The organism is Erwinia sp. OLFS4, from assembly GCF_002752165.1.
GTDB lineage: Bacteria > Pseudomonadota > Gammaproteobacteria > Enterobacterales > Enterobacteriaceae > Izhakiella.
The window spans coordinates 18,134-37,566 of the sequence record NZ_MOMB01000050.1; the positions used below are offsets into that span (position 1 = coordinate 18,134).

At 53.3% G+C, this 19,433-nt stretch carries 17 protein-coding genes and 1 pseudogene; 7 read left to right on the forward strand and 11 right to left on the reverse strand.

The genetic code is table 11. The features are described from left to right. The 3 genes from artJ to BL249_RS11210 form a co-directional block, all read right to left on the reverse strand. A complete protein-coding gene (gene artJ, locus BL249_RS11200; protein ID WP_099705310.1) occupies nucleotides 1–732 on the reverse strand; it encodes an arginine ABC transporter substrate-binding protein in 732 nt (243 codons plus the stop codon). A gap of 17 nt (nucleotides 733–749) precedes the next feature. Next, nucleotides 750–1,478, reverse strand: coding sequence for an arginine ABC transporter ATP-binding protein ArtP (gene artP / locus BL249_RS11205; protein WP_099705311.1), 729 nt, complete (start codon nucleotides 1,476–1,478; stop codon nucleotides 750–752). 183 nt (nucleotides 1,479–1,661) lie between these two features. Beyond that, nucleotides 1,662–2,201 carry a lipoprotein gene (locus BL249_RS11210; RefSeq protein WP_099705221.1) on the reverse strand — a complete coding sequence of 180 codons (540 nt, stop codon included), beginning with the start codon at nucleotides 2,199–2,201 and terminating at the stop codon, nucleotides 1,662–1,664. A gap of 107 nt (nucleotides 2,202–2,308) precedes the next feature. Here BL249_RS11210 and BL249_RS19010 point away from each other — a divergent pair, with 107 nt between their 5' ends. Beyond that, nucleotides 2,309–2,470: a hypothetical protein gene (locus BL249_RS19010; RefSeq protein ID WP_158233098.1), complete on the forward strand. Its 162-nt coding sequence runs from the start codon at nucleotides 2,309–2,311 to the stop codon at nucleotides 2,468–2,470. After that, a complete protein-coding gene (locus tag BL249_RS11215; protein WP_275094172.1) occupies nucleotides 2,467–3,291 on the forward strand; it encodes an N-acetylmuramoyl-L-alanine amidase in 825 nt (274 codons plus the stop codon). The genes BL249_RS19010 and BL249_RS11215 overlap by 4 nt, the downstream gene beginning before the upstream one ends. 108 nt (nucleotides 3,292–3,399) lie before the next feature. Here the strand turns inward: BL249_RS11215 and poxB are convergent, their stop codons facing one another. Next, the gene (gene poxB, locus BL249_RS11220) at nucleotides 3,400–5,121 is read right to left on the reverse strand and encodes a ubiquinone-dependent pyruvate dehydrogenase (protein WP_099705223.1); all 1,722 of its coding nucleotides are present in this window, start codon (nucleotides 5,119–5,121) and stop codon (nucleotides 3,400–3,402) included. Between the two features lie 113 nt (nucleotides 5,122–5,234). Beyond that, entirely contained in the window at nucleotides 5,235–6,134 is a 900-nt protein-coding gene (locus tag BL249_RS11225) for a lysine exporter LysO family protein (RefSeq protein ID WP_099705224.1), read from the reverse strand. A gap of 135 nt (nucleotides 6,135–6,269) precedes the next feature. Between BL249_RS11225 and BL249_RS11230 the strand changes: the two genes are divergently transcribed. Then, nucleotides 6,270–7,937: an ATP-dependent nuclease gene (locus BL249_RS11230; protein WP_099705225.1), complete on the forward strand. Its 1,668-nt coding sequence runs from the start codon at nucleotides 6,270–6,272 to the stop codon at nucleotides 7,935–7,937. A gap of 126 nt (nucleotides 7,938–8,063) precedes the next feature. Here BL249_RS11230 and cspD read toward each other — a convergent pair whose 3' ends face one another. Beyond that, nucleotides 8,064–8,285 carry a cold shock-like protein CspD gene (cspD, locus tag BL249_RS11235; protein WP_099705226.1) on the reverse strand — a complete coding sequence of 74 codons (222 nt, stop codon included), beginning with the start codon at nucleotides 8,283–8,285 and terminating at the stop codon, nucleotides 8,064–8,066. Nucleotides 8,286–8,598: 313 nt separating this feature from the next. On the opposite strand from cspD, the gene clpS reads away from it, so the two are divergent. Next, nucleotides 8,599–8,919, forward strand: coding sequence for an ATP-dependent Clp protease adapter ClpS (gene clpS / locus BL249_RS11240; protein WP_099705227.1), 321 nt, complete (start codon nucleotides 8,599–8,601; stop codon nucleotides 8,917–8,919). A gap of 28 nt (nucleotides 8,920–8,947) precedes the next feature. After that, on the forward strand, nucleotides 8,948–11,224 hold the full coding sequence (gene clpA, locus BL249_RS11245) for an ATP-dependent Clp protease ATP-binding subunit ClpA (RefSeq protein ID WP_099705228.1): 2,277 nt from the start codon (nucleotides 8,948–8,950) through the stop codon (nucleotides 11,222–11,224). Nucleotides 11,225–11,319: 95 nt separating this feature from the next. Here clpA and infA read toward each other — a convergent pair whose 3' ends face one another. From infA to trxB, 5 genes are all read right to left on the reverse strand, one after another. Continuing rightward, entirely contained in the window at nucleotides 11,320–11,538 is a 219-nt protein-coding gene (gene infA / locus BL249_RS11250) for a translation initiation factor IF-1 (protein WP_002211347.1), read from the reverse strand. A gap of 335 nt (nucleotides 11,539–11,873) precedes the next feature. Then, nucleotides 11,874–12,566 carry a leucyl/phenylalanyl-tRNA--protein transferase gene (gene aat, locus BL249_RS11260; protein WP_099705229.1) on the reverse strand — a complete coding sequence of 231 codons (693 nt, stop codon included), beginning with the start codon at nucleotides 12,564–12,566 and terminating at the stop codon, nucleotides 11,874–11,876. A 31-nt stretch (nucleotides 12,567–12,597) separates the two neighbouring features. Next, complete coding sequence (gene cydC, locus BL249_RS11265; RefSeq protein ID WP_099705230.1) at nucleotides 12,598–14,328, reverse strand: heme ABC transporter ATP-binding protein/permease CydC; 1,731 nt, start codon at nucleotides 14,326–14,328, stop codon at nucleotides 12,598–12,600. Further along, complete coding sequence (gene cydD, locus BL249_RS11270; protein WP_099705231.1) at nucleotides 14,328–16,097, reverse strand: heme ABC transporter permease/ATP-binding protein CydD; 1,770 nt, start codon at nucleotides 16,095–16,097, stop codon at nucleotides 14,328–14,330. Before cydD ends, cydC begins: the two co-directional genes overlap by 1 nt. Before the next feature lie 137 nt (nucleotides 16,098–16,234). Further along, nucleotides 16,235–17,200 carry a thioredoxin-disulfide reductase gene (trxB, locus tag BL249_RS11275; protein WP_099705232.1) on the reverse strand — a complete coding sequence of 322 codons (966 nt, stop codon included), beginning with the start codon at nucleotides 17,198–17,200 and terminating at the stop codon, nucleotides 16,235–16,237. A gap of 509 nt (nucleotides 17,201–17,709) precedes the next feature. Between trxB and lrp the strand changes: the two genes are divergently transcribed. Both lrp and BL249_RS19500 read left to right on the forward strand, forming a co-directional pair. Beyond that, nucleotides 17,710–18,204: a leucine-responsive transcriptional regulator Lrp gene (lrp, locus tag BL249_RS11285; RefSeq protein WP_017347019.1), complete on the forward strand. Its 495-nt coding sequence runs from the start codon at nucleotides 17,710–17,712 to the stop codon at nucleotides 18,202–18,204. Nucleotides 18,205–18,435: 231 nt separating this feature from the next. Further along, nucleotides 18,436–18,837: pseudogene (locus tag BL249_RS19500) on the forward strand (DNA translocase FtsK 4TM domain-containing protein); the annotation flags it as partial. Nucleotides 18,838–19,433 lie beyond the last annotated feature (596 nt).

Here is a 19,433-nt window from a genome sequence, read left to right on the forward strand (position 1 = left end):
TTAATGCTGGAACCATTTGTGGTAGATGGTTTTATAAGTACCGTCGGCTTTGATTTTGTCCAGTGCGCGATTAAATTGCTGTTGCAAATCGCTGTTACCCTGACGCACTGCAATTGCCAGACCGGCACCAAAATAATCTTTATCAGTAATCTTATCGCCAACCGGCGCCAGTTCACTGTGTTGTTTCAGCCACTCGTTTACCACGGCAGTATCGCCAAATACGGCATCAATACGACCGTTTTGCAGGTCAAGCATGGCATTCTGATAGCTGTCGTAAGGAATGGTTTTAATTTCCTGATGTTTATCAAGAAGGTATTTCTGATGAGTCGTGCCGTTCTGTACACCCACGCGCAGTCCTTTTAGTGCAGCAAGGCTGGCTACCTTGCCTTTTTGGGCAATGAACAGCGCGGAATTGTCATAATAAGGTTCACTGAATAATACCTGCTGTTGGCGTTCAGGCGTAATGTCCATGCCGGCAATTACCGCGTCAAAGCGGCGGAATTTAAGGCTGGGGATCAGACTGTCGAAAGCCTGGTTGGTAAAGGTACAGCTGGCGGCAATTTCTTTGCACACCGCGTTGGCAAGATCGATATCAAAACCGCGAATTTTATTTTCTGAATCAACAAATTCAAAAGGAGGGTAAGCGGCTTCTGTGGCGAAACGAATAGTCTGCGCGGCGCTGGCGCTGAGACTTAAACCGGCCAGTACGGCGGCAATAATCACTTTGTTCATTTTATATCCGTCCTGCATTAATGCGATAGATAGCTGGCAAACGCCTCGGTTTGCGGTTGGGTAAAGCAGCTGGCATCACCTTGTTCTACGATGCGCCCATTTTCCATATACACCACCCGGGTGGCAGTTTTTTTCGCCACCTCAACTTCATGGGTGACAATCACCTGAGTAATGTTGGTTTGCGACAGTTCCTGGATAATTTCCACCACCTGACCGGTGATTTCCGGATCGAGGGCGGCGGTGGGTTCGTCAAACAGCAACACCTGTGGTTCCATCATCAGCGCCCTGGCGATGGCGACCCGCTGCTGCTGACCACCGGAAAGATGCAGCGGATAGCGATCGGCAAAGCTGTCAAGGCGCAGGCGCTTGAGCAGTTTACTGGCACGCTGCTGGGCCTGATTCCGGCTAAGTCCAAGCACGCGGCAGGGGGCTTCCGTCAGATTATGCATTACCGTCAGATGCGGCCAGAGGTGATATTGCTGAAATACCATACCGACATTCTGGCGTAGGGTACGAATGGCGTCATCGTCGGGTTTAGCCGCGAAATCGAACTGAGAACCGGCAATACTTAGCTTGCCGGTACGTGGCATTTCCAGCAGATTCAGCACCCGTAACAGCGAGCTTTTCCCTGCACCGCTGGGGCCAAGCATCACCAGGGTCTCGCCCTGCGGGCAGCTGAGATCGATATCGAACAAAGCCTGCTGTGAGCCATAAAAGCAGTTAATGGCGTTAAGTTGAATACTCATGCGAAAAAAATGAATAGCGATAGATAGCGCAGATCTTAACGCTGACAGCATAGTTATGCAATCAGGATGCGTTGAAATTTATTTATGATTAGCGGCAGACAAAAGGACAGCACAAGATAGCGCCTGCTGTCTGGCTAAGGCAAACGGGGAACACGGCGTTAGCCGTTTGCCTTGTCTGCAGGATTATTTTTCCAGCGCGCCGGTCAGGCTGGCATTATCGATATGCGGCGATTTTGCCAGATAACGCACATCATCAATGGCCCAGCAGCGTCCTTCATGCACCATAAGTACTTCGTCCTGCCAGCGAATCTCCGGGTTGCCGTTGCGGCTCAGGCTGACCCGCAGGGGAATATTGCGTGCATCGCCGCCAGGTACAGAGGAGGCATCCATCACCCTGGCACTATCGGGGCCTGCGGCGACGCTTGAAAAAATATCTCCCTGCAAACGACTGCGTTGCTGCGGATTGTTGGCGGCATGGCGCAGCGACTGATAAAGATTGTCACTCAGATAAGGACGATAGCTGTTTAACGTGGCGCTATCCGGGATACCCTGTAGCGGATGCTGGAGACGTAGATCGTAGAAAGCTTGCGCTACGCTGTCAGGACCCCCGCTGGTACAAGGACCGATACGGCGACCGTTGTCTTTATAAACGGGATGCACGGTGGTACAGGCGCTAAGGAGTAAAGCCAGCGGGGCGAGCGCAACAAGCGCGGTTTTTTTCATCTTGATTTCCTTATTATTTACGGATGGCGTTTTTTAACACAATTATAGCCGTTCTGTTTAATCACATTGGGCTACCTTTTAATCAGCCTGCAAACAGAGGAAAAGGGATGACCGTTTCACTCTTACCGATGCTGGATGGACCGGTCTGCGGCGCGAGTTGTCGCCTGGTTCATCCGTTTGACCATGATGTTGCGCCGCATTCCACAGAACAGGAACGCTACGCCCGCACCGGGCGTGCCAGCGGCAATGCCGTTAAGGCAGGGTGCTGATGCGCGCCCTCGGATTACTGATTATCCTGCTGCTGGCAGGCTGTGCTTCGCAAGGCCTCGAACAGCGACAGGGCTATATTGCCGATTTACGTCATCCGGCAAAAGGGGCCGAACCCCGGGTCAAACTGATCATTATCCACTATACCGCAGAAGATTTTCCCCGTTCGATCAGTGCGCTGACCGGTGATAATGTCAGCGCCCATTATCTTATTGCGTCCCATCCGCCGCTGCGGGGCGGGCAGCCGCTGATCTGGCAACTGGTGCCCGAACAACAGCTGGCCTGGCATGCTGGCAGCAGCTACTGGCGCGGTGCCACGCGCCTCAATGACACCTCGATTGGCATTGAGCTGGTAAATTCAGGCTACCGCTGGGTGAACAGCCAGCAAATCTGGTCGCCTTTCTGCCAGCCGCAGATAGCGGCGCTGGTGCCGTTACTACAGGATTTAGTCAGACGTTACGGTTTACGACCTCAGGATATTATTGGTCACAGTGATGTGGCGCCACAGCGTAAACAGGACCCCGGCCCGCTGTTTCCCTGGCAGCAGCTGGCGCGTCAGGGACTAGGCGCCTGGCCGGATGCGGCGCGCGTCAGTTATTATTTGCACGGGCAGCCGCCTGACGCCCCGGTTCCGGTCAGACAGTTACTGTCGCGGCTGGCAGCTTATGGTTATCAGGTAGAGGCACAAATGACAGACCAACAGCAACGAAAAGTGATTGCCGCTTTTCAGATGCATTTCCGGCCACAGGACTATCGTGGCCTCGCCGATGCACAAACCCTGGCGATTGTCAGTGCCCTGCTGGAAAAATATGGATCGCGTTAGAAAGCGACGCGTCCCGCCAGGCTATGACGCCAGAAATTGCCGCGAAACGGGCGCCGTTGCGTCCGTGTGTCAGACGTAGCCTGATGGCGGTTTTTTCTGCCGGCGGGGTTAGCGCAGCCAGTTGGTTTTCGCCAGTTCCACCACCTCATCACCGCGTCCGTTAATCAGGGCGCGCAGCATATAAAGACTGAATCCTTTTGCCTGTTCCATTTTAATCTGCGGCGGCATTGCCAGTTCGTCTTTTGCCGTCACCACATCTACCAGCACCGGGCCATCATGGGCAAAGGCGGCTTGCAGCGCCCCGGTTAACTCAGAGGCTCGCTCAACCCGGATACCTTTTACGCCACAGGCCCGGGCAATGGCGGCGAAATCGGGGTTGTGCAGGTCTGTGCCGTCAGTCAGATAGCCGCCGGCTTTCATCTCCATGGCAACAAAACCCAGGGTGCTATTATTAAATACCACGATTTTCACCGGCAGGTTTAGTTGCGCAACGGAAAGAAAGTCGCCCATCAGCATACTGAAGCCGCCATCGCCGGACAAAGCAATGACCTGACGCTGGCGATCGATAGCCTGAGCGCCCAGCGCTTGTGGCATGGCGTTAGCCATGGAGCCATGGTTAAATGAACCGAGTAAACGCCGTTTTCCATTCATTTTCAGATAGCGCGCAGCCCAGACGGTGGGGGTGCCGACATCACAGGTAAAGATAGCATCGTCGGCCGCCAGCTCGCTGATTTGATGAGCCAGATACTGGGGATGAATGGCCTGTTTATCGTTGGCGCTGGCCAGTTCGTCAAGCGCTTTACGGCTGTCAGCATAATGCGCTAATGCGTTGTCGAGAAAACGGCTGTCAGTTTTCAACGTCAGGCGCGGCAGCAGGGCGCTGAGGGTGGATTTAATGTCGCCAACCAGTGCCATATCAGGATGACAGTGCGAGCCGAGACTGGCGGGGTTTATATCAATCTGAATGATTTTTGCTTTTTCCGGGTAAAAAGCCCGGTAGGGAAACTGGGTTCCTAGCAAGAGCAAGGTATCGGCATTCATCATGGCATGATAGCCAGACGAAAAGCCGATCAGGCCGGTCATACCGACATCATAAGGATTGTCATATTCAAGATGTTCTTTACCGCGCAGGGCATGCACAACCGGTGCCTTCAGCGTTTTCGCCAGTTCTATCACCTCGGCATGTGCACCGGCACAACCGCTGCCGCACATCAGGGCGATATTACCTGCCTGATTCAGTTCGCTGGCGAGGCGACTGAGTTCATCATAATCCGGTATAACCAGCGGCGCGGCCGGAGGATACCACGCCGTGTGCGCCTCTTCCGGCGCCGGGCGTAAGGCGACATCACCTGGCAGTACGACCACGGAAACCCCGCGCTTTAAAATCGCCTGGCGCATCGCAATTCCCAGAACCTGCGGTAACTGCTCCGGATTGGAAACCAGCTCGCAATAATGGCTGCATTCGCGGAACAGCTCCTGAGGATGGGTTTCCTGAAAATAGTTACTGCCGATTTCACTTGACGGGATGTGAGCGGCGATGGCAAGCACCGGCACATGATTACGATGGCAGTCAAACAGGCCGTTGATCAGATGTAAATTACCAGGCCCACAGGAGCCGGCACATACCGCCAGTTCGCCGCTGATATGGGCTTCGGCTCCGGCGGCAAATGCGGCAACTTCTTCGTGCCGGGTCGCCACCCATTCAATGGTTCCCATCCTGTTGAGGCTGTCGCTGAGACCGTTTAGTGAGTCTCCGGTGACGCCCCAGATACGTTTAACCCCGGCGTTTTCAAGCGTCTTAGCCACGAAGGCTGCAACCGTCTGCTTCATGTTATCTTCCTTTATTCAGTGAGTTTTTCATCCTGGTAGAATGAAATAATCCGCACAAAGCATAGCCCATGCCGGCGCAGGATATTTTGCCGATAAGGAAGAAAAACGCGACCTCAGGCGGAAAACAGTGCCATCATCACCGGTGCCAGCAGGCTGAGCAGGAAGCCGTGCACAATAGCCGCCGGTACAATTTCATTGCCGCCGCTGCGCTGTAAAACCGGCAGGGTAAAATCCATGGACGTAGCGCCGCACAAGCCCAGCGCGCTGGTGCGATGACGCAGAATAAGCGCCGGAATAAGCGTAATTGCCAGCAGTTCGCGCAACAAATCGTTAAAAAATGCTGCGCTGCCTATCATCGGTCCAAATGATTCCGTCATCAGAATGCCTGACAGTGAATACCAGCCAAATCCGGAACCGAGTGCCAGCCCGGTATTGAGTGGGACCCCGGTTAGCAGCGATGCCACTGCACCGCCAGCCAGCGAGGTAATCCATACTATGCAGGCGATCATCATTCCGCGCCGGTTCAGCACGATCTGACGCAGCGTCATGCCGCTGCCGCGCAGCTGCAGGCCGACCAGAAATAACAGCAAAAGCAGGGCATATTCGCTGGCTTCACTGGCATGACGCAGCGGTGACCAGTGGCTGAGGCCACTGATGAAACCCGCCAGCACCACCAGTCCTAATTTCAGGGACTCCAGTGCCATCTGTAAGCGCGAAGGCAACGCCTGTTGGTGATGCCTGTGTTGCCAGGGATAGCGTCGTGCCAGTAGCAGCAGACCAATAAGATTGCACAGGATGATACACAGTGCGCTGATCAGACTGATACGGGCAATATTGAGTAAATTACTGCCAAGATTTTCCAGGAATGCCAGACTTATTCCCATAAAAAACAAGATAATATAGACCATGGCGCTGAGCAGTTTATTGATAGCAATCAGCAGAGGTCGCCAGATGAGGGGTAATAAATAACCGATAATCAGCGGTAACAAAATAATCAGCAGTCCGGAATACATGACAATATCATCCTTGAAAGGGACGGGGGGCGGCGCAAAACTAGCGAAATTTTTCCGGCGAGTAAAGGCCTGCTTGACCTTAGCGTGCTCATCTTTCATGCTCGCATCATCGACATGGAGAGACGGAATGCGAGCATGATTCTGGAGCATATCGAAATTATGGGATTTCGCGGCATTAACCGCCTTTCGCTGGCACTTGAAGATAATAATGTGCTGATTGGTGAGAATGCATGGGGTAAAACCAGTTTACTGGACGCATTGTCGCTTGCTTTTGCTCCCCACAGGACACAACCTGTTTTTCGGAAACAGGATTTTTTTCAGCCACCGGGAGAAAAAGCCTGGCGCCAGCTGCATATTCAGTTTTATTTCAAAGAGGCGCGGCCGGGTGATGCTTTTACCCATCGCTATCAGCCACTGCGTCCGGTTCTCTATTGCCATGATGACGATCGCTGTCATCGTCTCTGCTATCAGCTGGCGGCGCAACGGGATAGCCAGGGCAATATCCATTCATCGCAGGCATTTATCAACCCGCAGGGGCAGGTGCTGGCTGCCGGGGCAACCGCACAATCGATTGCGCTGCTGCGGCGTTTGCATCCGGTGCTGCGTCTGCGTGATGCGCGGATTGCCCGACAAAATAATGGTGTGAGTGGATTACCGCTGCGTGAAGCAGGACAGCTGGCAGATGAACTTAACCTGTTAATGTCACACTGGCATGATGCGCGCCCGCTGCCGCAGGAATCACTGCGTCAGGGGGTAAAAACCCTGCAACAGCTCATGGAACACTATTTTGCTGTCCAGCCCGCTGATAGCGGGCTGGAGCATCATCCTTTACCACCTGATGCCCGGGCTTCACGGCAAAGCTGGCGCCATCTTGATACGATTAATCATATGCTGGCAGACAGTGACAGACGCAGCCGGCGAACCCTGCTGCGGATGTTCGCATTGTTGTTGCAGGCACGCGGGGGAGAGGTACTCGATCCGCTGGCCCGACCGCTGCTTATCCTTGAAGAACCGGAAACCCGGCTTCACCCGATTATGCTTTCGGTGGCGTCGGGCATGTTAGAACTGCTGCCGCTACAAAAAATCATCACCACTAATTCCAGCGAACTTTTGTCGCAAACGCCGGTGGAACAGCTATGCCGGCTGGTGAGAAATTCCCGCTGTATTAAGGCATGGCGCATCGGCACGCAGGGCATGAATGCTGAAGAGAGCCGGCGTATTGCGTTTCATATTCGATTTAACCGGCCTTCGGCACTTTTTGCCCGCTGCTGGTTACTGGTGGAAGGGGAGACCGAGGTATGGATTATCAATGAGCTTGCCCGCCAGAGCGGATTTCATTTTGCTGCGGAAGGCATCCGGGTGATTGAGTATGCTCAGGCAGGGTTACGTCCGCTATTACGTTTTGCCCAGCGTATGGGTATCGGCTGGCACGTACTGACGGATGGCGATGCCGCCGGGCAGAAATATGCGGCTAGCGCCCGCAGCCTGGCCGGTGATGTGCCGGCTGATATGCTGGCGCGCTACGTGACGCAATTACCCGCATTGGATATGGAGCATTTCCTGTACAAGTCGGGTTTCTCAGAGGTTTATCATCGTATTGCACGTCTGCCGCCGGGCGTAGCGACAGGGATGCACCGTGCTATCACTAAGGCTATCCATCAGGCGTCTAAGCCGGGACTGGCAATTGCCGTGGCGCTGGATGCCGCAGAACGCGGACGTGGTGCCATTCCTGTGCTGTTACAACAGATGTTTACTCAGGTATTGCAACAGGCTCAACTCAATAGCGACGAAAAAGATTTGTAAATCATCTTTGAAAAAGCGGCTGCCTGACCCCATTTTATTTAACAGCGGCGGCCTGTTTTCGGAAAAAATGCCAGCCATAACGACTGGCATTTTTTCCGCAGGTTGCTCAGAATGTGATGACAGGGTTCAGGTCGCGGCAGCCGTTTCAACCGGGACGATAAGACTGGCGTGATTACCTTTTGGCCCTTGATGTACATCAAACTGGACTTGTTGTCCGGCTTTCAGCGTTCTGTAACCATCCATCCGGATAGATGAGTAGTGTGCGAAAATATCCTCGCCGCCACCAACCGGACAGATAAAGCCGAAGCCTTTGGCATTATTAAACCATTTAACAGTACCCGTCTCCATGTTGCTGGATCCCTCGCATGACAGTGATTGTTGAGTGAGGTTATCAGGCCTGGTTGCCTGTTAAGCTATTAACGATGGTCAGCCTGTACTGGTACAATGTAGGGTAATGTCCTGCAGCGTCAACGTTATCCACTGGTTGGATCGTCAAAATTTGAGGCAGATAACGCTCTGATGAGTTTTTGTGATAAAGGTCGCGCAGGTTCAAATTCAGACTTTTTTATGCCGTCAGCGAGCACTGTTTTAATTGGTTAAACTGAATAGGCTAAAACAGAGGTTGCGAGAGTTTACGAATGTTGATAACACTGGGTGCGTAATGGGTAATACAAACGACTGGCTTAACTTTGAGCATCTTGCAGAAGACAAGCTGCATGAAGGGCTGAAACCCCCTTCGATGTATAAAGTTATACTTAACAATGACGATTATACACCGATGGAATTTGTTATTGACGTTCTGCAAAAGTTCTTTTCTTATGATGTTGAACGTGCAACGCAACTGATGCTTACGGTGCATTATCAGGGCAAAGCAATTTGTGGTGTGTTTACTGCGGAAGTTGCGGAAACCAAAGTTGCTCTCGTGAATAAATATGCCAGGGAGAATGAGCATCCGTTGCTGTGTACGTTGGAAAAAGCCTGAAAAGGCGATTTAATTGGGGGAGGTGCCTATGCTCAATCAAGAACTGGAACTCAGTTTAAATATGGCTTTCGCCAGAGCGCGCGAGCACCGACATGAATTTATGACCGTCGAGCATCTGTTGCTGGCATTGCTCAGTAACCCGTCAGCCAGGGAAGCGCTTGAAGCCTGTACGGTTGATATTGTCGCCCTTCGTCAGGAACTCGAAGCTTTTATCGAACAGACCACGCCGGTACTGCCAGCGGCTGAAGAGGAGCGGGACACACAGCCGACTCTCAGCTTTCAGCGGGTACTTCAGCGTGCCGTATTCCACGTACAATCATCAGGCCGCAGTGAAGTGGCCGGCGCCAACGTACTGGTCGCTATTTTCAGCGAGCAGGAGTCCCAGGCGGCTTACCTGCTACGCAAACATGAAGTCAGCCGGCTTGATGTGGTCAACTTTATTTCGCACGGTACGCGAAAAGACGAAACTAACCCGCAGCAGGGTTCTGAAAATCCAGTTAACGAAGAGCAGGCCGGGGGGGAGGAACGTATGGAGAACTTCACCACCAATTTGAATCAGCTTGCTCGTGTTGGCGGCATAGATCCGCTGATTGGCCGTGACAAAGAGTTAGAGCGGACGATTCAGGTATTGTGTCGTCGCCGCAAAAATAACCCTTTGCTGGTGGGGGAATCGGGTGTCGGTAAAACGGCGATTGCCGAGGGACTGGCCTGGCGGATTGTGCAGGGTGATGTACCCGAAGTAATGAAAGAGTGCACGATTTATTCGCTGGATATTGGTTCATTGCTGGCCGGTACCAAATACCGTGGCGATTTTGAGAAACGTTTTAAAGCGCTGCTCAAACAGCTTGAACAGGATAACAGCAGCATTCTGTTTATTGACGAAATTCATACCATCATTGGCGCTGGTGCGGCGTCAGGCGGTCAGGTGGATGCGGCGAATCTAATCAAGCCGCTGCTTTCCAGCGGTAAAATCCGCGTGATGGGTTCAACTACCTATCAGGAATTCAGCAATATTTTTGAGAAAGATCGGGCGCTGGCGCGCCGCTTCCAGAAAATTGATATTACTGAACCTTCGGTGGAAGAAACGGTACAGATACTGAACGGACTGAAACCGAAATACGAAGCGCATCATGACGTTCGCTACACGGCAAAAGCGGTGCGTGCGGCGGTAGAACTGGCGGTGAAATATATTAACGATCGTCATCTGCCTGACAAAGCCATTGACGTCATTGACGAAGCCGGCGCGCGGGCGCGTCTGGCTCCTGCCAGTAAACGTAAAAAAACCGTCAATGTCGCCGACATTGAAACGGTGGTGGCGCGTATCGCCCGTATTCCTGAACAGAGCGTTTCTGCTACGGACCGCGATACCTTAAAAAACCTTGGCGAACGCCTGAAAATGCTGGTGTTTGGCCAGGACAATGCCATTGAAGCCCTGACGGAAGCAATTAAAATGAGTCGGGCAGGTCTGGGGCACGAACGTAAACCGGTTGGTTCCTTCCTGTTTGCCGGTCCCACCGGCGTGGGTAAAACCGAGGTAACCGTTCAGTTAGCCCGTGCGCTCGGTATTGAGCTGCTGCGCTTTGATATGTCGGAATATATGGAGCGTCACACGGTCAGCCGTCTGATTGGTGCACCTCCCGGCTATGTCGGTTTTGATCAGGGGGGCTTACTTACCGATGCAGTGATTAAACATCCGCATGCTGTGGTGCTGCTTGACGAGATTGAAAAAGCGCACCCGGATGTGTTTAACCTGCTGTTGCAGGTGATGGACAACGGTATGCTGACTGATAATAATGGCCGCAAAGCCGATTTTCGTAACGTGGTGTTTGTTATGACCACCAATGCCGGCGTACGTGAAACTGAACGTAAGTCTATCGGGCTTATTCATCAGGATAACAGCACCGACGCAATGGAGGAGATCCGCAAAGTCTTTACCCCGGAATTCCGCAACCGGCTGGACAATATTATCTGGTTTAACCATCTGTCGACGGCGGTGATTCATCAGGTGGTGGATAAGTTTATTGTTGAACTGCAGGCGCAGCTGGATGCAAAAGGGGTATCACTGGAAGTCAGCGATGATGCACGTGCCTGGCTGGCTGAAAAAGGGTACGATAAAGCCATGGGTGCCCGTCCGATGGCACGTACCGTGCAGGACAATCTGAAAAAACCGCTGGCAAACGAACTGTTGTTTGGTTCGCTGGTGAACGGCGGTTCGGTTTCGGTGGCGCTGGATAAAGAAAAAAACCAGCTGACTTACCATTTCCTGAGTGCTGAGAAACGCAAAGCCGAAGGGACGGTACATTAAACAGCCGCGACGGATAAAGCGAAAGGCCGACATACGTCGGCCTTTTTTACTGCGGCAGGAGCACCTGACTGATGTCTCGGTCGGCCGCCTGTCAATCAGCGACTACGGAAGACAATGCGGCCTTTGCTCAGGTCGTACGGGGTCAGCTCAACAGTGACTTTGTCGCCCGTCAGGATGCGGATATAGTTTTTGCGCATTTTACCGGAGATATGAGCGGTAACCACGTGACCATTTTCCAGCTCAACACGGAACATGGTATTAGGTAACGTATCCAGTACGGTACCCTGCATTTCAATATTGTCTTCTTTTGCCATCGAATCCTCTGGGTATGACAACCTTAATTTGGACCGGCAAGATAATGCCGAATTTCCAGATTTATGTAAAGAATTGCTGGTGCAAATACCAACACGGGCCGGCGGTCAGGTTCCTGTGAACAACCACGCGGCGATAAATACCTTCAGTAATGACGTCTGCGGGAGAAAAGCGGATAAGGAGCGACTCGCGGTTAACACCGGTAAGTCAGTTCGATAAAATGCCTGGTTATTCCCAACGGGGCCGGTTCCAGCCCGATTTACGGCGAGCCTGGATTACTGATCATATCCAGCGATTATATCACCAAATATCGGTTGTTGTGCAGAAATCATTATGGTCAGAAAAGACGCTTTGCCTGCCAGCAGCCAGCGGTAACTGCAGACCCGGCGAGTTCATCAAGATAAGTCAGATATCGGGCACGGGGAATTTCGCTGGCGCCCAGCGATTGGGTATGCGGATTTAATACCTGGCAGTCAATCAGCCGTCCTCTCTGCTGCTGGAAGTAATCTGCAAATACCAGCAGCGCGGTTTTCGAGGCATTTACCCGCCGGCTGAACATTGACTCTCCACAGAAAATTTGCCCGAGGCTAAGGCCATACATGCCGCCCACCAGAGTTTCATCCTGCCAGACGTCAATAGAGTGCGCATGTCCCCGTTGCCAGAGTTTAATCCAGGCCCGCTGTACTTCCGGGGTTATCCAGGTACCTTCATCACGCCCGCTGGCGCAGCCATTGATGACATCAGGAAACGCCTGGTTCAGCGTGACCTGATAAGGCGAGTGTTTGTGAAAATGCTTCATACTGCGGCTGAGGCGAAACGCATCCGGCCACAGCACCGCACGTGGGTCCGGTGACCACCACAATATGGGATCGCCCGGGGAGAACCAGGGAAAAATACCGCGATGGTAGGCATTCAGCAGGCGCGCGGGACTCAGGTCTCCTCCCATAGCAAGCAGACCGTTGGGTTCCCGCAGCGCCATCTCTGGCGGCGGAAACTGAATTGAATCCCGGGAAAGCTGAATCAGGCGCATGATAATCGTTTTTTGACGAAACCTGTTTTCACTATAGCGTAAAGCGTTGCTGAAAATCGCTGTAGCGTCCGCCTTTTGCCATTAAGGCTTCATGGCTACCCAGTTCAACCAGCTGTCCGCCATCCATCACCCCGATTCTGTCCATATTTTCAATTCCCTGCAACCGGTGTGTCACCATAATGACACTCTTATCGTGCGTAACCTGGTGGAGTAAATGCAAAATTTGCTGCTCTGTGTGGGCATCAAGCCCTTCAGTCGGTTCGTCCAGCAGCCACAGCGCGCCGTCATGCAACAGGGCGCGGGCAATACCCAGTCTGCGGCGTTCACCACCAGAAAGCTGGCGACCGCCGTCACCGAGCCAGGCGTGCAGCCCCTGGGGATCCGCCAGCAATTTTTCCAGTCCCACCTGCTGCAGGGCAGAAACCAGCTGGCTGTCGCTGGCGCCAGGCGCGGCCAGTAATAAGTTATCGCGTAGCGTGGCGCTAAACAGATGCACCCGCTGGCTGACAACGGTGGTCATTTTTCGCAGCGCATGCTCCTGCCAGCTCGCCAGAGGATAATCATTCAGCGTGATTTCACCCTGCTGCGGGTCCCAGGCGCGGGTAATTAACTGTAATAGGGTAGATTTACCGCTGCCGGTGCGGCCGATTAGCGCCAGCTTTTCACCCGCACGCAATTGCAGTGAAACCTGCTGCAGCGCGGGAAAAGTGGCGTTTTCATAGCTAAAGCTAACCTGTTGCAGCGTCAGACTGACTTGCTGTGCGCTTTGTTGTCTGTCCCCTGCGAAGCGTACGCCCGGTTGTTGTTGTGTGATTTCGCTAATACGTTCTGCGGAAGCAATCACCTGTCCCAGATACTGGAATGCGTTTGCCACCGGGGCCAGCGCCTCAAACGCTGCGAGGCAACAAAAAACAAACAGGGCAATAGCCGCGCCAGGGCTTAGCGTACTGCCAACACCGCCGGCACTTAGCCAGAGTATTAAGGTCACCGTCAGACCGCTAATCAGCAGTAATCCGGCCTGAGAGCTGGCGCTAAGTCTTGATTGCTGCTGCTGTGTTGCCTGCCATTGCTGTTCCACCTTGTCCAGTTTCTGGCGGTAATCCGGCTCGATGCCGTAGATGCGCAGTTCCGCCATCCCCTGCAACCAGCGCATCAGCAGACTGCGCCAGGCGCTGCGTTGCTGCGTCAGTGCTACGCCAACCGGGTAACCGAGGCGATAAAACAGCGGTGGCAGTGCCAGCAGTGTAAGCAGAAGAATCAGCCCCAGAGTCAGTGCCAGCGGTACGTCGAGCCAGCTCAGGCCCACCATTACCACCAGAACAACACAGAGTGCCCCGACCAGCGGGGAGATAACTCTCAGATAAAGGTGATCCAGTGTGTCAACGTCGGCGACCAGCCGATTTAGCAGGTCACCCTGCTGGAAACGGTACAGCCGGCCCGGCGTCAGTGGCAGCAGACGGGTGAAGGTGGTGACGCGCAGGTGCTGTAACACGCGAAATGTTCCGTCATGGCTGACCAGACGTTCAAAATAGCGTCCCGCGGTGCGTATAATTGCCGCGCCACGTACCCCTGCAGCCGGCAACATATAGTTGAAGCTGTATAAACCGGCAAAGCCGGCCAGTGACGCTGCCGCCAGAAACCAGCCCGACAGTGTCAGTAAGCCAATACTGGCAAGCAGCGTCACGACGGCCAGCACGATGCCAAGTAACAGGCGGATACTATGACGACGGTAGAGTGCCAGGTAAGGGAGCAGTTGTTTCATCAGGACACCTCACTCATCCGTTGATTGAGTAAACTGGCAAAGATACCAGGTTGTTGCAGTAAGGTCTGCTTATTACCTTGCTGAACAATCTCGCCATCATTCATCACCCAGATGGTGTCCCAGTTTTCCAGCTGCTCTAACTGATGGGTGATAAGCAGCGTTGTTTGCTGGTGGGAAGCCGCCAGCAGGCACTGACTGACTAATCTTTCACTCAGGGCGTCGAGGCTGGCGGCTGGTTCATCCAGTAGCAACAACAACGAGGGTTTCAGCAGGGTGCGTGCCAGCGCAATGCGCTGTGCCTGACCGACAGAAAGCCCGCTGGCCTGTTCATCAATCGGGGTATCCAGCCCGGCAGGAAGACGGTCGATAAATTCGCTGACTCCGGCTTGTTCAAGCACCTGTTGAATACGGCAAGGATCAGGCAGGGGGGTTGTCACTATATTTTCCCGTATGTCTGGCGCCGGAAGATGGGGATTCTGTCCCAGCCATGCCAGCTGCTGTTGCCAGCTGGTTGGCGCAATATCCCGCAGTTCGTGCCCATTAAGCGTCAAAGACCCCTGGTATGGCAAAAAGCCCATCAGTACGTTAAACAGCGAGGTTTTTCCTGAGCCACTCAGGCCGACAATGGCGATACGATCGCCGGCGTTAATCTGAAAATTGAGCGGTCCGGCCAGCGTTGCGCCTGTTGCCGAGTGAATAAACAGGTTTTGCGCCTCAATCTGTAAGGGGTTACCGGCAGGCAGCAAATGCGTTCCCTCAGGCTGAGGGCTGGCAGGAGACTGACTGAGAAACTGTTCCAGGGTGTCGGCTGCCCCGGCGGCCTGTGCTTTTGCATGATAAAAGGTACCCAGATCCCGCAATGGCTGAAAAAATTCGGGTGCCAGAATCAGTGCGAGGAAACCGGCGAACAGGGTGACACCGGTGTCATAACTGCCGAAATGAAACTGACCGAGATAAGAGAAACCGAAATAGACGGCAACGATGGCGATGGAGAGTGAGGCAAAAAACTCCAGCACAGCAGAGGAGAGAAACGCCAGACGCAGGACTTCCATGGTGCGCTGGCGAAATTGTTCAGTGGATTGGCCAATGGCAATCTTCTCTGCCCCGGCACGGTGAAACAGGCGCAAGGTGTCGAGTCCACGCAAGCGGTCGAGAAACTGGCCGCTAAGGCGGCTGAGTGCCTGAAAATTACGCCGGTTAGTGTCAGCCGCCCCCATGCCGACCAGCGCCATAAAAAAGGGAATAAGCGGCGCGGTAGCCAGCAATATCAGCGCGGCGGCCCAGTTTATCGGGAAAATGGCAATCAGAATAAAAGCAGGGATCAGTGCGGCTAACATCATTTGTGGCAGATAGCGCGCATAGTAGTCGTGCATCTCTTCAATTTGTTCCAGCAATAACGTTGCCCAGCTGCCGGCCGGTTTGCCCTGAATCCAGGCCGGTCCTGCCGCCGCCAGGCGATCGAGCACCTGGCGGCGCAAGGCACGGCGTACGCTCTGCCCGCAGCGGAAGCCAGCTTGTTCGCGAGCCAGATGAAGAAACGCACGCAGGACAAAGCAGGTAATCAGCAGCAGAAAGTGTGCTGTCAGTTTACCACGCGGTATTTGATCGCTAATCAGGGCCTGAAGCAGCGTTGCCAGCAGCCATGCCTGGCCTACCAGAATCAGCGCGCTGATAACACCGAGCAGCGATGAAATACGTAACCAGCGGTTAGCCGGTGCCGTTTGTTGGCGTAACCAACGGGTGAGTTGCTGCTGTCGGGTTTTATTCATCGTCGGCCAGATCGGTTTTTGCCACAGTCAGTGCGGCGTTTAAACGGGAAATGGGGGTCATGTTACCCGCAGCAAAGCAAAAAGGCGACCGGGTAATGTCGCCTTTTTTAATTGTGATCAGGAAGTTAAACTACGTGTTACGTTTTTTTAACCAGGCCATCCAGATAGCGTTCAGCATCCAGCGCCGCCATACAACCGCTACCGGCAGAGGTGATGGCCTGACGATAGATATGATCCATGACATCACCCGCGGCAAATACCCCGGCAATGCTGGTCTGAGTGGCGTTGCCATGACTGCCTGATGCGACTTTGATGTAGCCGTTTTCCAGCGCCAGCTGTCCGGCAAAAATTGCGGTGTTCGGACTGTGGCCAATAGCAATAAAGCAGCCTGCAACCTCAACGATTTCGCTGTGGTCGGATTGGTTGGTTGCGCGCAGCCGCACTGCGCTAACGCCCATATCATCGCCAATCACTTCATCAAGCGTGCGATCGGTATGCAACACAATTTTGCCGCTGGCCACTTTTTCCATCAAACGATCGACCAGAATTTTTTCCGCACGGAAGCTGTCGCGGCGGTGCACAAGATGGACTTCTGCGGCGATATTTGACAGGTAAAGCGCTTCTTCAACCGCGGTGTTGCCGCCGCCGACAACCGCCACTTTTTGATTACGATAAAAGAAACCGTCACAGGTGGCACAGGCTGAAACACCTTTTCCTTTATACGCTTCTTCTGAAGGCAGACCCAGATAGCGTGCAGATGCGCCGGTGGCGATAATCAAGGCGTCAGCCGTGTATACACCGCTATCGCCGGTCAGGCGAAACGGGCGATTTTGCAAATCGACCGTATGGATATGGTCGAAAATAATTTCCGTATTGAATTTCTCGGCGTGTTCCTGCATACGTTCCATCAGCAGCGGACCGGTGAGATCGTGCGGATCGCCGGGCCAGTTTTCCACGTCGGTGGTGGTGGTCAGCTGGCCACCCTTTTCAAGACCGGTAATCAACACCGGTTTCAGGTTTGCACGTGCTGCATAAACTGCAGCGGTGTAGCCCGCCGGTCCTGACCCCAGGATCAAAAGCTTACTGTGTTTGACCGTACTCATGAAACCCTCATTCAACTGGCTAAGATATGGCTAGGATTGTAGGAAATAATCGACAGCAAAAAAAGCGTTATCCCGTGATGTTAACCATCACCTTGATCTCCGCCTCTGTCAGACAACGGTGACGGTTATAATATTCAGGTCCGGCAGGGCAGGGAGTACTGGTGGCAAATGCGACAAAATATCCATTTAAAATCATAATGCCGCGCTGCTTTATGGAATGTTGTACTGATTCTTGCTGTTTTACTTTGACAATCGCCTGACGTTTTGCGAAAACAATACAGGAAGCAGAGAGACTGTCAGGCGCAGGCGGGAGACAAACCGCCAGTGAAACCGACAGCATAGACTCAACCTGGCGTTCTTTCTGGCGTATGACGTGGATAAACCGTATACGTCAGAGGAATAGGCGCTTAATCAGGCATCAGGTCATCGTCTTCCCCATGAGATCCCGGCACATTGATGTTGTTCAGGGTATGGCAGGTTAAGGGAAGGATTTGAGAGAGACAATAATAATGGTAGACAATAAAAAACGCCCCGGTAAAGATCTCGACCGTATTGACAGAAATATTCTCAATGAGTTGCAAAAAGATGGCCGCATCTCCAATGTTGAGTTATCAAAACGGGTTGGCTTATCACCGACGCCTTGTCTTGAGCGCGTACGTCGTCTTGAGCGTCAGGGTTTTATTCTGGGATATACCGCACTGCTCAACCCGCACTATCTGGACGCCTCGCTGCTGGTTTTCGTTGAGATAACTCTGAATCGTGGCGCACCGGATGTGTTTGAACAGTTTAACGCCGCCGTGCAAAAACTTGAGGAAACTCAGGAATGTCATCTGGTTTCAGGCGATTTTGACTATTTGCTGAAAACCCGCGTACCGGATATGTCCGCCTACCGTAAATTGCTGGGTGAAACCCTGCTGCGTCTGCCAGGCGTGAACGATACGCGGACCTACGTTGTCATGGAAGAAGTGAAACAAAGTAACCGGCTGGTCATTAAAACCCGGTAACACAGGACAGGTGCAAAACCTGCGAGTTTTGGTTACACTCCTGTGCATTCATACAGGTTCAGCGTCCGGGAAGGTCCGGCGCTGTTATCTGTTTAGTTCACAGGCACCTGGAGAGTTCTCTTGAGCCAGGAATATACAGAAGATAAAGACGTCACATTACGACCCATGAGCAGCGGCCGCCGCCTGCTTGAAGCCCTGTTGATTCTGGTTACCTTGTTTGCCATTTATCTGATGGTTGCACTGGTCAGTTTCAATCCTTCCGATCCCAGCTGGTCACAAACCGCCTGGCATGAACCTATTCATAATCTTGGGGGAAGTATTGGCGCCTGGATGGCCGATACGCTGTTATTTATTTTCGGCATCATGGCTTATGCTATTCCACCGGTGATTGTTGGCCTGTGCTGGATAACTTTCCGTCAGCGTGACCATTACGACTATATCGATTATTTTGGCGTCGGTTTACGGCTTATTGGCGTGCTGGCACTGGTAATAACAACCTGTGGTCTGGCGGCTTTAAATGCCGATGATATCTGGTATTTTGCTTCCGGCGGCGTGATTGGCAGTCTGGTCAGTAATGCGATTGCGCCCTGGTTCAGTCCGGCTGGTGGTACCTTGACGCTGCTATGCGTCTGGGCTGCCGGCATTACGCTGTACACCGGCTGGTCATGGCTGACCATTGCTGAAAAAATTGGCGCGGTGATCATGGGGATGCTGACCTTTGCCAGCAACCGGTCGCGTCATGATGAGCCCTGGACTGAAGAACAGGAAGCGCGCGCTGAATTTGATGAAACCATCCATCGTGCCGCCCAGGCGGAAGATGATGATGACATTCTGCTGGCGGCGCCGAAGCGTGTGATAACCGACGAAGACGAGACGCAGGACCCGCTGTTTGCCCGGGTTAACCGCGATGACGACGCTACGGCTGACAGTGTACGGTTTGCTGTCCCCGAAACCCATGGCGATCGGCCGCCTGCTGTCAGCCAGCCTGAGCACACACCCTCAGCGCCGCAGGAAAACCCGCCGCTGTATCGTTTCGATATGCCTCAGGAAACGCCTTCTCCTTCGCAGCCACTGAACAACGGTCATGGCCAAGCGGCAGCAAACGGGCAAACGTCGCAGAGCCGTTCACCTTTCGATTTTACTCATCCGGCGCCGGTGCAGCCCGATACGTTGCCAGCAGCAGACGCCCCGGTGATTGCTGCCAGCCATGCTGACTCAGCCTCTTTTAT